Below are 15,991 nucleotides of genomic sequence, written 5' to 3' on the forward strand. Positions count from 1 at the left end.
CGGCGATACAGAATTGCCGATTGCATCGCAGCGGATCAGGCTATTTCCTTAAGCAAACCGGCGGAAAAGACCGCGTTTTTCACGGCAGATCAGGGTTAAGCCGGCCTGCCGTGCCAGATTGACCGCGGTTAATGTGGGGCCGGAAAGTGTGACCAGACCGCCAATACCGCATTGCACGGTTTTGGTCACGATTTCATAGGAACACCGGCTGGTCATCAGGACAAATCCCCCGGCGGGATCAATGCTCTGGCGGGCAACGGCCCCCAAAACCTTGTCCAGGGCGTTGTGACGGCCAATATCCTCGCGGGCGAGCAGGATTTTGCCGCTGGCATCGGCAAAGGCGCTGGCATGAAGTAATCCACCACCGGCCCTGTTGCGGCTTTGATAGTTTGGCAAATCATCAATTGCAGCCAAAACCACCTTTTGTGGCATGTTACCAGGTGCAACCTGGCGCGGGGCTTCGGCGGGGATGGCGTCAAGGGACTGCACCCCGCATAACCCGCAGCCGGACCGCCCTTCAAGGGTGCGTTGCCGGTCGTTTAGGGCATCGATGCAGTCCTCGTCGAGTTGCGCCTCGATCACGTAACCGCGCAGGGTCGCGCGAACATCCTGAATCCGGATTTGAGATATATCGGCGATGATGCCTTCGCTTAAGCAAAAGCCGGTAACAAAATCCTCCAGATCATAGGGGGATGTCATCATCACGGCATGGGATTTGCCGTTAAATACCAGTGCTGCCGGAACTTCGGGCTGCAGAAAAAGGGCACCTTCACCGACATTCTGGTCGGTAACGGCAACCGCAGGATCGGCGCTGCAATTGTCAAATACGTCATTGCTGCCGTTGGGGGGAGATGCCGGGTTGGATGCCATTTCAGGGTGCGCCAGTTTCGGTGTGATCAGGCGTGTTCCTTGACCTTGCGGATATGCGGTGCCGCATCCAGAACAAGTTGGTCAAGGCCTTCGCCACCTTTGTCGATATGGTCAAACAGCGCGCTTCGCATGCGCGGTTCCCAAAAATCATTGATATGCCCTGCAACCCCCGGCACTGCCGTATCGGCCGGCTGGGACTTGAAAAAGGTGGCAATCTGGTTGGCCATGTAAACGAGTTTTTCGGACTTCATGGGTGGTTTCTCCGGCCAGAAAACTGGTTCATCACATAGAATGCTGTCGCGTGTTTTCAAAGGCATTACGTATATTTTGCGCTATGGCAAGCTATGCCTGTAATTAAACGGTTTTGGCGGGCATCGGGGTGACGCCCGCCAAAACAACCGTTATGTTTTATTCGGCAGCATCCGGCGCGGGCAGGATACGGCGGGACTGTTTGGCCTGCTCGTCATATTCTACCTGCCATTCGGTCGGTCCGTTGGAGGCCGAAACCTGCACCGCCGTAACCTTGTATTCCGGGCAATTGGTGGCCCAGTCGGTAAAGTCGGTGGTGATCACATTGGCCTGGGTGCCGGGATGGTGGAAGGTGGTGTAAACCACCCCTGGTGCCACGCGATCGGTGATTTTGGTACGTAACGTGGTTTCGCCGGATCGTGATGCCAGGCGGATCCAGTCCCCATCGCGAATGCCGCGCTGTTCGGCGTCATGCGGATGGATTTCCAGAAGGTCTTCCTCGTGCCAGACGCTGTTTTGCGTGCGACGTGTTTGTGCGCCAACATTATACTGGCTGAGGATGCGCCCGGTGGTCAGCAGCAGCGGGAAACGCGGCCCGGTTTTTTCATCGGTGGCGACATATTCGGTGACAACGAATTTGCCTTTGCCACGGACAAAGCCGCCAATGTGCATCACCGGGGTACCCGTTGGGGCCTTTTCATTACACGGCCACTGAACCGACCCTTCGCGTTCCAGCAGGTCGTAGCTGACCCCGGCAAAGCTGGGTGTGGTGGCGGCAATTTCATCCATGATCTGGGATGGATGGGTATAGTTCCAGTCCAGCCCCATTGCCCTGGCAAGGTTTTGCGTCACTTCCCAGTCGGCATAGCCGTTTTTCGGCTTCATCACCCGGCGAACGCGGTTAATGCGGCGTTCGGCATTGGTGAATGTGCCATCTTTTTCGAGGAAGGTTGAACCGGGCAAAAACACATGCGCGTAATTGGCCGTTTCGTTCAAAAACAGGTCGTGCACCACCACGCATTCCATTGCGGCCAGCCCGGCGGCGACATGTTTGGTGTCCGGGTCGGACTGCAAAATGTCTTCGCCCTGAATGTAAATACCCCGGAAAGTGCCATCAACAGCGGCATCGAGCATATTGGGAATGCGCAAACCCGGTTCGTCATTAAGCTTGACGCCCCACAGTTTTTCAAAAATGTCGCGGGTGCCATCATCGCTGATATGGCGGTAGCCGGGCAGTTCGTGCGGGAAGGACCCCATATCGCACGACCCCTGCACATTGTTCTGACCGCGCAGCGGGTTAACCCCCACACCCGGACGGCCGATATTGCCCGTTGCCATTGCAAGGTTGGCAATCGCCATCACGGTGGTGGAGCCCTGGCTGTGTTCGGTTACACCCAGGCCGTAATAAATCGCGCCATTGCCACCGGTGGCAAAAATGCGTGCAGCCTTGCGAATTTCATCTGCCGGAACACCGGAAATCTTTTCAACTTCCTCCGGGCTGTTTTTGGCATCGGCGACAAAGGCTGCCCAGTCTTCAAATTCAGACCAGTCGCATTTTTCGCGAATGAAGGCCTCGTCATATAAATCTTCGGTGACAATGACGTGGGCCAGGGCGGTCAGCACCGCGACGTTGCTGCCGGGGCGCAGCGGCAGGTGTGCGGCCGCCTCGATATGCGGGGAGCGCACAAGGTCAATCCGGCGCGGGTCAATCACAATCAGCTTGGCCCCGGCGCGCAGGCGTTTTTTCAGGCGCGATGCAAAAACCGGATGGCCGTCTGTCGGGTTGGCACCAATCACAATGACAACATCGGTCTGTTCAACACTGTCAAAATCCTGGGTACCGGCCGAGGTGCCAAAGGTGGTTTTCAGGCCATAGCCGGTAGGTGAATGGCAAACACGGGCACAGGTATCGACATTGTTATTGCCAAAACCGGCACGGATCAGTTTTTGCACCAAAAAGGTTTCTTCGTTGGTGCAACGTGATGACGTGATGCCGCCAATCGATTCCCTGCCATATTTTTCCTGCAGGCTGCGGAACTTGTTGGCGGTATAGGTCAGGGCCTCTTCCCACGATACTTCGCGCCACGGATCGTTCACGTTTTCGCGGATCATCGGGTTAAGGATGCGGTCCTGGTGGCTGGCATAGCCATAGGCAAACCGGCCCTTAACGCAGCTATGGCCCCGGTTGGCCTTGCCATCCTTGTAGGGCACCATGCGCACCAGTTCATCGCCACGCATTTCCGCCTTGAACGAACAGCCGACCCCGCAATAGGCGCAGGTGGTGACAACCGAATGTTCCGGCTGACCAATGTCGATAATGGATTTTTCCTGAAGGGTCGCCGTCGGGCAGGCCTGCACACAGGCCCCGCAGGATACACATTCCGATGACAGGAAATCTTCGTGCATGCCGGGCGATACACGCGATTCAAAGCCACGGCCTTCAATCGTTAAGGCAAAGGTGCCCTGGACTTCCTCGCACGCCCGCACGCAGCGCGAACAGACAATACATTTGCTGGGGTCATAGGTGAAATACGGGTTGCTTTCATCCTTGGCCATATAGCGGGGGTTTTCCTCGCCATTCTGGCGGGTTTTGACGTGGTTCTCACCCTCATACCCATAGCGCACATCACGCAGGCCAACGGCCCCGGCCATGTCCTGCAATTCGCAATCGCCATTGGCGGCACAGGTCAAACAATCCAGCGGGTGGTCGGAAATATAAAGTTCCATCACCCCGCGACGCAGCTTTTTCAGCCGGTCGTTCTGGGTATGCACCACCATGCCTTCACTTACCGGTGTGGTGCAGGAGGATGGTGTGCCACGGCGGCCTTCAATTTCCACCAGGCACAGGCGGCACGACCCAAAGGCATCCACCATGTCGGTTGCGCACAGTTTGGGAATTTCAATGCCGGCCTCCATTGAGGCGCGCATGACAGATGTACCTTCGGGCACGGTCACGTCAAAACCGTCAATATTCAGCGTAACGGTCTTTTCGGACTTAACGGCAGGCGTTCCGTAGTCAATCTCTGTAACCAGGGACATTTTCTTACTCCGCTGCAATATCAAGCCCGTGGGGCTTGAAATCTTCGGGGAAGTGGGTCAGTGCGCTTAAAACCGGATAGGGGGTAAACCCGCCCAGGGCACAAAGGGAGCCGAATTTCATCGTGTCGCACAAATCATGCAACAGCTCGATCTGGGCTTCGGGTTCTTCGCCCTTGGCAATTTTATCAACGGTTTCAACGCCACGAACGGCACCAATGCGGCACGGCGTACATTTGCCGCAGCTTTCGATGGCGCAAAATTCCATCGCAAAGCGGGCCTGTTTCATCAAATCCACGCTATCGTCAAACACGACAATACCGGCATGGCCGATCAGGCCGTCACGCTTGGCAAATTCTTCGTAATCAAACGGCGTATCAAACAGGCTGCGCGGGAAATAGGCCCCAAGTGGCCCGCCAACCTGTACCGCCCTGACCGGGCGGCCACTGGCGGTGCCGCCGCCAATCTGATCGACGATTTCACCCAGCGTCAGGCCAAAGGCGGTTTCATAAAGTCCGCCATGTTTGACATTGCCCGCAATCTGGATGGGAATAGTACCACGCGACCGCCCCATGCCGAAATCACGATAATATTCCGCGCCTTTTTCCAGGATAACCGGCACCGAACATAACGAAATCACATTATTGACGACCGTGGGCCGGGCCATGAAGCCCTCAAGGGCGGGAAGCGGTGGCTTGGCACGCACAACGCCACGTTTGCCTTCCATGCTGTTCAGCAGCGATGTTTCCTCGCCGCACACATAGGCCCCCGCACCCATACGGACTTCCATATCGAACGTTTTGCCCGAACCCAGAATATTATCGCCCAGCACACCGGCGGCACGGGCAACCTCCATCGCCTCGTTCATGACGTCTATGGCGGTGGGATATTCCGAGCGGGTATAAACATATCCCTTGGTCGCCCCGGTCGCCAAACCGGCAATGATCATGCCTTCGATCAGGACAAACGGTTCGCCTTCCATGATCATGCGATCGGCGAAGGTGCCGCTGTCGCCCTCATCGGCATTACAGACGATATATTTCTGCTCACCCTTGGCTTCGCGCACCGTATTCCATTTAATGCCGGTCGGGAAACCGGCACCCCCACGCCCGCGCAGGCCGGAATCGGTAACGGCCTTCACAATTTCTGCGTCGGTCATTTTCAGGGCATTTTCCAGCCCCTTTAACCCGTCATTGGCGCGGTAATCCTCCAGCGATACCGGGTCAATAATGCCGCAACGCTGAAATGTCAGGCGGGTTTGCCCTTTCAGGAAGGGAATATCCTGGGTATGTCCAAGATAGCGTTTATGTTCGCCCCCTTTCAGGAAACCGGCATCAAACAGGCTGTTCACATCCTCCGGGGCGACCGGGCCATAGGCAAGGCGTCCGCGCGGGGTTTCAACCTCGATCATCGGTTCGAGCCAATACATGCCAAACGACCCGTTACGGATGATTTTAATATCCTCGTCGCGTTTGATGGCTTCGGCGGCAATCGCTTTTGCCACATCGTCCGCCCCCAGGGCGACGGAACCGGAATCCAGCGGAACATAAATTTTAATGGTCATGATTCCACCTCGTTCAAAATGTGGTCAAGGCGGTCTTTGCTGACCCGGCCAACAACCTTGCCATCCACCATTGCGGCAGGTGCGCAGGCACACAGGCCAAGACAAAATACCGGCTCCAGCGTCACATTGTGGTTGGCGGTGGTTTCCGACCAGTCCACTTTCAGCTTGCGCTTTGCATGGTTGCCCAGTTCATCCGCGCCCATTGCCTGGCAGGCCTCGGCCCGGCAGATTTTAATCACATGCCTGCCGGGTTTTTCCGTGCGGAAATCATGATAAAAACTGGCAACCCCGTGGACTTCCGCCCGGCTGAGATTGAGTTTTTTGGCAATGGTTTGCAGGGCCCCTTCGGGAATAAAGCCGAATTCTTCCTGCACTTCATGCAGGATCGGCAAAAGCGGGCCTTCAAGCCCGGCCAGACCATCACAAATGGCACCGACCCGGGTGGTTACTTCCTCGGACGTCACAGATAAAGACATGCAGCCTCTCTCACAAAGCAGTCTTTGTTTATTTTTTCCAGTTTCGGCAAATCTGCCGCCTGGTTCAATAGGGCTTTCCCGTTACGCGATAGCAAAATCCTATCATAACCCTACTGTGACTAATGTTATTATCTGCGGGCACGCCAGATACATATCAGCGTCATATACCGCTTTGGGCATATGACGCTGATTTTTCGGGTGGTTTGTGGTGCTTTGCGTTATTAAACGGTCGGGAATTGTGCTTCGCGCCTGCGTGCGGTGACAACAGTGGGCCGCGCCGCAATTTTATCCCTATAGGCCGCTATTTTGGGCCATGTTCCCAGCTCGATTTCAAAAAAGCGCATCCAGTCCAGCACAGTAAACAAATAGGCATCCGCGACCGTGAAGTCTGCGCCCATCAGATAGCTACGTTCTGCGAGATGATTTTCAACGAAATCAAACCGGGCGAACAGCCGCGTTTTGAAATGGGATTTTACGTCCTCGGGCAGGGTTTTGTTAAATAGCGGGGCGGAACCGGCGTGAATTTCACCGGTGATGAAGTTCAGCCATTCCTGCAAACGAACCCGTTCAAATGTGCCTGCTTTGGGTGCCAGCCTTGTGTCGGGGGCCTGATCCGCCAGATATTGCACAATTGCTGCCCCTTCGGTCAGCACAGTGTCATTATCGAGCATCAGGGCCGCGACATATCCCTTGGGATTAATCTTTCGATAATCGCCCCCATCTGACATTTTTTTGCTTTGCATGTCCACACGCACAAGCTCGTGGGGCAATCCTGTTTCCAGCAGCACGATATGGGGCGAGAGCGAACAGGTATTGGGGGCGAAATAGAGTTTCATGACAGAACCTTTGTCGTGTTTGAATAGATCTCCCGATATTGACGGTCACGATAATATAAGACAAATTACTTTAAAATTTTAACTTCATTAGTTTTACTAATATGAATATCACACAAATCAGAAGCCTCATTGCCATTGCGGAAACGCGCAGCTTCACGGTTGCCGCACAGCGCATTGGCATCACCCAGTCTGCCATGAGCCAGGCCATTGCCGGACTGGAGGAAAACCTGGCGGTAAAATTGCTTGTTCGGCAACCCGATGGTGTGTTTTTGACGGCCTTTGGCGAAAGGGCACTTGAACACGCGCAACGTGCCATGAAACATCTTGCCGCCATTCAAACAGAAGCCGCGATCGAGGCCGGGCAACCGCTTATGTCCCTTCGACTGGCGGCATTCGCCAGTGTTTATGCCACCATATTACCGCGTCTGATTGCGCGGTTTCGGGTGCTTTATCCTGATATTCATCTTACCTTGCTGGAAAGTGACGATAGTGAAATTGAAAATCTGCTGGCGGCGGGGCATGTGGATTTAGGGGTGGTTTTGAACCCGGCGCCACAGGATAACGCGCTCTTGCTGGGGCAGGATGAATGGATGGCTATTTTCCCGCGTTCTCATCATTTGGCGCGGCGCAAAAACGTGTCTCTTGCCGATCTGGCCGGGCAGCCCTTTGTTCTGGCAACAGGCGGGTGCCGCATTCATGCGCAAAGCTTGTTGGCAGATGCCGGGCTGACATTGTCCGATATTCGCATTCGTGTCCGGGACTGGAGCAGTGCAATCGCCCTGGTGGGGGCGGGCGAGGGTATTTCTCTTGTCCCGGAATCGGCCCTTCAGGGGCACGACAGGATGGCTGGGCAGAAAAGTCTGGCAACAGCGCGGCTTAAACCGGGGCTTTTTCGCCAATTCGGCTTGCGGGCATCCCTGGCGGATAAAAAATCACATGCCGCGCGATTGTTCTGGGAGATGGCGAAACGTCGTATGGCCTGACCACGGACCAGGGCAAATTGTTTTAAACCAGGGTGGATATTCTGGCGGCTTCTTTCAGCAGGGCCGACACTACAGGCGTTGCCGGTTCGCGGTTAACCGCAATCAGGCCGATTTGATGGGTGGCATCGGGATCCGTGATGGGGATGGCGCGAATGCGGTCGGGCAGGCCAAAGGCTTCGATCATTTTTTCCGGCATGATGCTGGCCCAGTTGCCAGTTTGTACATGCGAAAACAGCGCAATCATGGAATCGGATACCAGGGTTGGTTTGGCTTCCGCCCCGGCCTCGGCCAGGTGGCCATCAATGATGCGGCGGTTTTGCATGTCGGGCGTTAACAGGCACAGGGGCAGTTTGCTGGCCTCATGCCATGTGATGCGGTCCTTATGGCCGTAATCGGCATGGATGGATGTGACCAGCAAATACCGTTCGTCATAAAGCGGTACTTTTGTCACCCTTCCCACCGGCTCATTATCCAGATAGGTGATGCCGGCATCGACCTCCAGATTTTCCAGCAATGTGCGAATTTCGCCCGATGTCCGCGACAGGATGGAAAAGGTGATGTCGGGGTGTTTTTCGCGAAAGGGAGTTGTCAGTTCCTGCACCATTGCAAGGGCGGTGGGGATGACAGCAATTTTGACCTTGCCGGTCAGGCCCAGGCGCATGGCACGCATTTCATCGCGCATGGACCGCGCACTGCCCACAATATGCCGTGCCCAATCCAACACCCGTTCACCTTCCAGGGTTAACCCCTGAAACCGCGATCCACGTCGCACCAGCATCACGCCCAACTGTTCTTCAAGCTGGCGAATGGCGCTTGAAAGGGTGGGTTGGGTGACGCCACAGGCTTCGGCGGCATGGCCGAAATGCTGCTCGCGGGCGAGCACCATAAACATTTCCAGTTTGTCGATCATTCTTGCCCCGTCCCGGTCATGGCAACCATGCCGGTGCGTTTAAGGTGGTTTTGTTGCAGGCAGGTTAACCGATTTGGGACGCAAACCTGCAACAAAACCTTATCCGTCATACGGGTATTTTCGGAAAACCCGGCAGAATAAACGCGATGATCCAGGTCAGGATCACCGCGTTCCTTTAACTAACGGTCAGGCCTTTGATGCTGCCGGGGCGGCATTGGCCTCGTCTGCTTCGGTTTCCATGTAATGCTTGTCATGGATCGGTTTGACCAGGGCATTGGCGATCAGACCAATCACCAGCAAACCCGCCATCGCATACATGGTGGTGTTATAGAGGCTGGGTGTCGGGTCAACCGTTCCCGCCGGGGCAATTTCCATTAGATGCCCGATGGTGACGGTTTTGGCGGCCACCAGTTGGTCAAGCTGGTCCATTCCGGCACCAAATTTGGCCTGGAAGGCTGCCGGATCAACATGGCTTGCCAGATCCTTGATCGAATTTGTCACCGAGGTTTGGCGCAATTGGGTAATTGCAAGCGGCCCCAGCACGCCAGCCGTGCTCCAGGCGGTAAGCAAACGGCCATGAATACCCCCGACATATTTGGTGCCAAACACATCGGCCAGATAAGCCGGAATGGTGGCAAAGCCGCCGCCATACATGGTGAAAATCACCATCGTCGCGGCATAGAACATGATCAGCCATGTCACGACCGGGTTCACACTGACCTGGCTTGCCGCATAGGGGATCGACAGATACAGGACAATGCCCAGGATAAAGAAGCAGTAATAGGTGTTCTTGCGGCCGATATAATCGGAAATCGAGGCCCAGAAGAACCGGCCACACATGTTAAAGACCGAAATCATGAACACATAGGTGGCGGCAAAACTGGAATTGACAATGACCGGCAAGGTGCTGCCGAAAATTTCCGACATCATGGTCTTGGCAACGCCAATCACCCCGATGCCTGCGGTGACGTTAAAGCACAGCACAATCCACATCAGGTAAAATTGCGGGGTTTTCAGCGCCTGGTCGATATGAACGTTTTTATGCGTGATCATGCGTTTGGTGGCGGTATCGGCACTGGGCGGGGTCCAGCCAGCCGGCAGCCAGCCTTCACGCGGCACACGATAGGAAAAAGACGCAATCATCATGACGATGAAATAGGCGACACCCAGTGTAAAGAAGGTGGCGGCCGCCCCGGTATTGCCGGTGCCGACCACATAAACACCTTCCTGCAAGGGCACCGGGGCCGCGGCAACCTGTGCGGCACCGGCCACAACAACTTCCACCATCTGACCGCCCACTTCGGCCATGCGCTTGCCGCCTTCGGTGACAAGGTTGACGGTGCCTTCCGCGCCCAGAAATTGCGGGGCCTTGTAGAAAAAGGCCAGCAGCGATTCCTTGATCGGCGTTGCGATCATTGCCCCGCCGCCAAAACCCATAATCGCCATGCCGGTTGCCATGCCGCGCCGGTCCGGGAACCAGCGGATCAGGGTGGAAACCGGTGAAACATATCCCAGACCAAGCCCGCAGCCGCCAATGGCGCCATACCCCAGATAAACCAGCCAAAGCTGGTGCGTCATAATGCCGATGCCGCCAATGATGAAACCGCCGCCCCAGCAGAATGCGGCAACAACACCCACCATACGTGGGCCGACTTCCTCAAGCCATTTGCCGCCAAAGGCGGCCGCCAGGCCCAAAAACACGATGGCAACCGAGAAAATCCAGACAACGGATTTCAGGCCCCAGTCCCCCGACGAGGCCGCAACCACGCCAAATTCCTTGATCAGGGGCGGGTTAAAAATGCTCCATGCGTAGACGGAGCCAATACACAAATGAATGGCGATGGATGCTGGCGGCACCTTCCAGCGGTTAAAATCGTCACTGGCGACGATATGTTCCTTCTTAAGGCTATCAAACATTCCGTTTTTTCCTCCCGGTATTCTGCTTTTTTCCGGCCTTGATGGGCCGCGTCCGTCATTGTTCGGCATCATACCTCCGCAATTCCTGTGCCATTTGTTGTAATGGTGCGGATTTGGGGGAATTTCTGGAAAGGTTCTGATTGTATTTGCCTATCGCCCGATTGCGAACGGGACAAAATGTCCAACTATTTTTGAAATATCATCGGCAGAAGGGACATTTTGTCCATATTGGCGGCGTGCGGGAAAAATGCTGCGCAGCATTTATTGAGATGCCATTGATCAGAGATGTCAAAAATGAGTATGACAGTCGTGGGTTTTGTCTTGTCGGCAGTTACGCCATCCCTCTGGCTTTGTTGCACACATTGCCAGGCGGATTAGTTCGCTTCGGGCAGCCAGATATAAAATGTCGTGCCGTCATCGGGCGTGCTCTCTACATCAAGGCTGCCCCCTTGCCGGTCGATCAGGGTTTTGCTGATTGAAAGACCAAGCCCCGTGCCCTCGCGCCGTTTGGTGGTAAAGAACGGATCAAAAATGCGTTCCATCACATCGGCACTCATGCCGGTGCCGGTATCGGCGATGGTAATCAGGATACCCGGTTCATCGTCGCGGGCCATGTCCTGGTCTGTCAGGCTCAGGGTGCCGCCGCCTGGCATCGCATGGATGGCATTGACCAGCAGATTGACAATCACCTGCTGTAATTCGGTCCGGTTCATTACAATCAGGCGGGTTGCGGTATGGGTCAGTTTGACCTCGATGGCGGCGCGGTTCAGCAAGTGCTGCACCAGCGGCAGGCAGTCATCGATCACCGATCCGGCATCGTGGCGTTCGACAAAACCGGCATATTCCTCCGGTTTGGCGAATTGCAAAAGTTTGGTGACGATCTGGTTGATGCGGCCCACCTGTTCATCCATCAGGCGGATTTCGGTTCTGGCAATATCGGCCCGGTCGCCCAGCAGGCTGCGCATCACATCCAGGTTGCCCTGCAACACGGCGACGGGATTGTTGATCTCGTGGGCAACACCTGCGGTAATTTCGCCAATGGCCGCCAGTTTTTCGGACATGATCAATTGTTTGGTGGTGGCCTCAAGCTGCTGGTTGGCTTTTTGCAGTTCGGCCGTGCGTTTATCCACCCGCGCATTCAACGCGTCATTCCAGTTGCGAAGCTGGCGGTCGCGCTCCTGAACCTGATCGAGCAAATCATCAAGGTGCATGGCAACGTGCGCTATTTCATCACGGGCGGCGGGCAGGTTTGTCCGTGCGCCCAAATCGCCATTCTCCACCCGGGCGATGGTTCGTGTCATGCGTTCCAGGGGTTTAAAAATGCCCCGGGCCCAGCGCAAAAACACTGGTACGGTAATGGTCGCCACCGCCAAAAAGGCAACAATAATCAGGATCAGGCTTTCATGTTTCGTGCGTGCAAAGGGTTGCTCGAGAAAGCCGACATAAAGCATGCCCACCCTTTTGCCGAAGCTGTCGGTAATCGGTTCATAGGCGGAAATATACCAGTCATTGACGACAAAGGCGCGGTCCAGCCACACTTTGCCATCGCCCAGTACGGCGGATCGCACCGCTTTTGAAACCCGTGTACCCAGGGCACGCCGTTTTTCAAACAGCCGAACATTGGTTGAAATGCGGACATCATCCAAAAACAGGGTCGCGGTGCCTTGGCTGCCGTCAGGCAGGCTGCTGGTGCGGTAAACCAGATCATTGATGGTATCGATAAAAACCAGATTTTGATTCAGCAAGATCCCGCCGACAAGCGCACCTTGTCTTCCATTGCCCATATCAACATGGCTTGCCGAGTGTATGACCATGCCCCGGTTTTCAACATTGCGGCTGGTTGGCGCGGCGTTGGGTGTATCGATCAAATCGAGGCGGGCGCGCTGTGCCATTCCAGGCGAAAGGGCGGCAAGGTCGCTGTTTTGGAAAATATCAACTGCCGTGCGGGACCCTCCAGCCAGTGCAGTCTGGATTACGGGCCAGTTCAGGTTGATCGTCGGGCGAACCGTTGCCGGGGAAGCACCGTCCAGCTTGCCATCGGTCGTGACAAAATAAAGAAAGTCCAACCCCATTTCTGTGCGTTTCTGATCCAAAAGATAGGATATGTGTTGCGATGGATTGGGTGTCGATAGCGCCTTGAAGAAGGCAACGGACTGACCCAGCGCCTCGATCTGTTTTCCGTTATTTTCCAGAATATGGCTGAAATATTGATGTGCGATGGTCAGATCGCCATGAACCTTGGCGGTCAGCAGGGCATCAAATTTGCCATTCCAGCGCGCCATCATAAAGCCGAGCAGGAGCGGCAAGATGACCAGGGTGGGCAATAGCGCAATCGCCAGCAGCCGAAACCGGACAGACCGGCCGCCGGTTTTGATGGGTATGGAAGGTGCGGTGGTTTTATTCATTCCAGACGGCGCATTTGCGGTCGATGGTTTTGCGCGAAACGCCCAGACGGCGCGCCGCCTCGTTGCGATTACCTCCGGTTTTATGCAGCATCGTCAGGATGTGACGGCGTTCCAGCTCGTCGAGTGTTTCATCTTCGCCCGTATCGGTTTGCGGTAAGTCATTATTGCGAAATTCCGCCGGGAAACGCCCCAATATCAGCGACCTTTCAATCAGGTTGCGCAATTCGCGCACATTGCCTGGCCAGTTGTAACGGGTGAGCCCTGCGCGCACCGCGCCATCAATGGCAACCGGAGGCATGCCCAATTGCTTGCCCAGCTTGTTCATGAACAGGGCGGCCAGTTCCAGCACATCATCGCCGCGCTGGCGCAAGGGCGGCATGTGCATCTGCATAACATTGATGCGGTAAAACAGATCGGCCCGGAAACGCCCGGCCTCTACCTCGGCCTCCAGGTCGGCATTGGTGGCAAAGATAAAGCGCAGATCAACCGGGGCTTCGCGTTCGGAGCCGACCGGGCGAATACGCCGGTCTTCAATGGCACGCAAAAGCTTGCTTTGGGTCGCTAGTGGCAATTCGCCAATTTCATCCAAAAACAGCGTGCCGCCCTGGGCGTGCAAAAACAGGCCGTCGCGGGCATGGTTGGCCCCGGTAAAGGCTCCTTTTAAATGACCGAAAAGCTCCGCCTCGATCATATCGGTGGGGATGGCAGCACAATTAACCGGCACAAAGGGCTTGTCCGCCCGGTCCGACAGGGCATGGATGGACCTGGCCGTCACTTCCTTTCCCGTGCCGCTTTCACCGGAAATCAAAATCGATGTTGGTAACGGGGCCACGCGGGCAATGGTATCGCGAATATCCTGAATTTCCGGCGAATAGCCGATCAGCTTGTCACGCAATAACACATGGTCCGATGTGGATCGCAACTCATGGCGCAGCACATAGTTTTCCCGGCGCAGGCGCATCCGGTCCAGGCAGCGGGCAACGGCATTTAATATCTGGTTGGACCGAAAGGGTTTCAGCACAAAATCAACCGCCCCGGCACGCAGCGCCTTGATCGCGGTATCCAGGTCGGCATAGGCGGTCATTAATATGGCATCGGCAAAAAAGCCGATCTCGCGCTGCTCGGTCAGCCACTCCACACCGCTTTTGCCCGGCATGATGTTATCAAGAATCACCACGTCAAAATGATGTTCGTCCAGCTTGTGCGAGGCTTCATTGCAATCAGCCGCCTCTTCCAGCCGTTTGCAGCGCGGGCCAAGGGTGCGGGCCAGAAAATTTCGCATGCCCGGTTCATCATCGACCACCAAAATTGATGCCTGCGCCAGCCACGGGCCAAATTCCGGTCCGGGGCCGTTGGCGGTATTGGTCCCGGTTTCCGTATCAGGCGATCCGTTTGCGGCATCGCCCGTCAGGTCCGGGGCCGTATTTTCAACGGATTGCGACCGGCTGACCGGGGGCAACGGCGTATAGACATGCGCACTTTTGGCCGGGCCACATTTCGCCGTCGATTTCATGGCGTTCCTCCGCTGATTTTATCTTGTTTTTGTCAGATTAGATCAGTCGGCAGGGAAAAGCAAAACCGGCAAGTGAATAGGGGGACTTGGCCAACGTATATCCGGGCTTATCTAGCCGTGGGGAATATCCTACATTTTCTCCTTCACCCCGGTTTTGATCAGCCACATATTGACCGGATAGGATGTGACGAAACCGCACCACATGGCGATTTGCATCATGAACCAGAATTCAACCGATGCGACCGTCAGTTCCGCGTCCAGCAGGTCTTTGAAAATCAGAAAATGGGCGATGGCCATAAAGCCATACATGCCAACCTGCCACGAAATCAGCGACAGTGTATCTGCTTTAATGGCCTGAAGGATGCCCTGGCCCACACTCAGGTCGCGCATCGGCTTGATGGTGAAATACTGAAACACCACGCCGAAACCGAATGCCAGAATGAAATCGAGAATCCAGGTGGCATACATTTTTTCGGAAAAGAAGGACGGATAACCCAGCCATACCGCAATCGCGGGCACAAAAAACACCAGCCATTCGGCAATGATGTCGCCCAGCGCGCAGCCACTGCCGCAATGCGCGGTACCCTTTGCCACCATAATGCCAAACGGGGTGAAACGTTTGTTCGGCGGTGTTTTGTTGTTTTCCATCGCCGGCATCATCGTCCCGTGCGAAGCAAGAACCCCATAACGGAAATAAAGCCATAACGCCGCGACCGAGGCAAACAGGGCAAAAAGCGGCCAGACAACATTCATGATCCACATATGCTGTGGATCGCGCATTTCAGCGATAATAATGACAATGGCACTGACCAGCCCCATTCCTAATGAAAGGATGGCAATAATGTGTAGCCAGGCAGGAATCATGACAGGCTCCTTGGGACGGGAAAAGTAAAGACAAGGTCGGAACGAATGCGGCGTGTGTGGCAAAGCCAAAGAAGCGCGCGGGGACGGCGCAGGAGGCTGTTTCCGTTTTGCAGTGTAACGAACAGCCGGCGCGCCTTGTTCCACGGGTGGATTTGAAACGCTGTTTGGGGCCTTGATGGAGCTTGGAGAATCACCCTGAAACAGGAGTCCTCACCCTGTGATTGCCAAGCGTCTGTAAACATTCGCGCTTTTCTGCAATGCTTCGTGTTTGTGTCAGTGTCGTCAATTTATAAGATATTGATAAAATTGAGTTTTTGGAAAAATTGTCATTAAAACGCATTTTCTTCAAAAAAGGTGTTTACAGGTTG

Annotated in this window: 12 protein-coding genes; 1 reads left to right on the forward strand and 11 read right to left on the reverse strand. The window is 55.2% G+C overall.

The annotated features are described in order from the left end of the window. Window positions 1–48 precede the first annotated feature (48 nt). The 6 genes from fdhD to gstA all read right to left on the reverse strand — a co-directional run bounded on the left by fdhD (window position 49) and on the right by gstA (window position 7,031). Window positions 49–870 (reverse strand): formate dehydrogenase accessory sulfurtransferase FdhD, encoded by an 822-nt coding sequence (gene fdhD, locus TH25_RS21580; protein ID WP_114090343.1) that lies wholly within the window; start codon window positions 868–870, stop codon window positions 49–51. 26 nt (window positions 871–896) lie between these two features. Then, entirely contained in the window at window positions 897–1,121 is a 225-nt protein-coding gene (locus TH25_RS21585; protein ID WP_114090344.1) for a formate dehydrogenase subunit delta, read from the reverse strand. Window positions 1,122–1,278: 157 nt separating this feature from the next. Then, window positions 1,279–4,158 carry a formate dehydrogenase subunit alpha gene (fdhF, locus tag TH25_RS21590; RefSeq protein ID WP_114090345.1) on the reverse strand — a complete coding sequence of 960 codons (2,880 nt, stop codon included), beginning with the start codon at window positions 4,156–4,158 and terminating at the stop codon, window positions 1,279–1,281. Between the two features lie 4 nt (window positions 4,159–4,162). After that, the gene (locus tag TH25_RS21595) at window positions 4,163–5,719 is read right to left on the reverse strand and encodes a formate dehydrogenase beta subunit (protein ID WP_114090346.1); all 1,557 of its coding nucleotides are present in this window, start codon (window positions 5,717–5,719) and stop codon (window positions 4,163–4,165) included. Continuing rightward, entirely contained in the window at window positions 5,716–6,195 is a 480-nt protein-coding gene (locus TH25_RS21600; RefSeq protein ID WP_114090347.1) for a formate dehydrogenase subunit gamma, read from the reverse strand. Before TH25_RS21600 ends, TH25_RS21595 begins: the two co-directional genes overlap by 4 nt. 221 nt (window positions 6,196–6,416) lie before the next feature. Beyond that, complete coding sequence (gene gstA / locus TH25_RS21605; RefSeq protein ID WP_114090348.1) at window positions 6,417–7,031, reverse strand: glutathione transferase GstA; 615 nt, start codon at window positions 7,029–7,031, stop codon at window positions 6,417–6,419. 101 nt (window positions 7,032–7,132) lie between these two features. Between gstA and TH25_RS21610 the strand changes: the two genes are divergently transcribed. Beyond that, window positions 7,133–8,014, forward strand: coding sequence for a LysR family transcriptional regulator (locus TH25_RS21610; protein ID WP_114090349.1), 882 nt, complete (start codon window positions 7,133–7,135; stop codon window positions 8,012–8,014). Between the two features lie 22 nt (window positions 8,015–8,036). Here TH25_RS21610 and TH25_RS21615 read toward each other — a convergent pair whose 3' ends face one another. The 5 genes from TH25_RS21615 to TH25_RS21635 all read right to left on the reverse strand — a co-directional run bounded on the left by TH25_RS21615 (window position 8,037) and on the right by TH25_RS21635 (window position 15,623). Then, window positions 8,037–8,924 carry a LysR family transcriptional regulator gene (locus tag TH25_RS21615; RefSeq protein ID WP_114090350.1) on the reverse strand — a complete coding sequence of 296 codons (888 nt, stop codon included), beginning with the start codon at window positions 8,922–8,924 and terminating at the stop codon, window positions 8,037–8,039. A gap of 186 nt (window positions 8,925–9,110) precedes the next feature. Next, window positions 9,111–10,841, reverse strand: a complete 1,731-nt coding sequence (locus TH25_RS21620) for an OFA family MFS transporter (RefSeq protein WP_114090351.1) — start codon at window positions 10,839–10,841, stop codon at window positions 9,111–9,113. A 374-nt stretch (window positions 10,842–11,215) separates the two neighbouring features. Further along, window positions 11,216–13,246, reverse strand: coding sequence for a sensor histidine kinase (locus tag TH25_RS21625; protein WP_114090352.1), 2,031 nt, complete (start codon window positions 13,244–13,246; stop codon window positions 11,216–11,218). Further along, window positions 13,239–14,759, reverse strand: coding sequence for a sigma-54-dependent transcriptional regulator (locus TH25_RS21630; protein WP_114090353.1), 1,521 nt, complete (start codon window positions 14,757–14,759; stop codon window positions 13,239–13,241). The genes TH25_RS21625 and TH25_RS21630 overlap by 8 nt, the downstream gene beginning before the upstream one ends. 129 nt (window positions 14,760–14,888) lie before the next feature. Then, the gene (locus TH25_RS21635; protein WP_114090354.1) at window positions 14,889–15,623 is read right to left on the reverse strand and encodes a DUF4396 domain-containing protein; all 735 of its coding nucleotides are present in this window, start codon (window positions 15,621–15,623) and stop codon (window positions 14,889–14,891) included. Between the last annotated feature and the right edge of the window lie 368 nt (window positions 15,624–15,991).

The organism is Thalassospira profundimaris (assembly GCF_003326755.1).
GTDB classification, from domain to species: domain Bacteria; phylum Pseudomonadota; class Alphaproteobacteria; order Rhodospirillales; family Thalassospiraceae; genus Thalassospira; species Thalassospira profundimaris_B.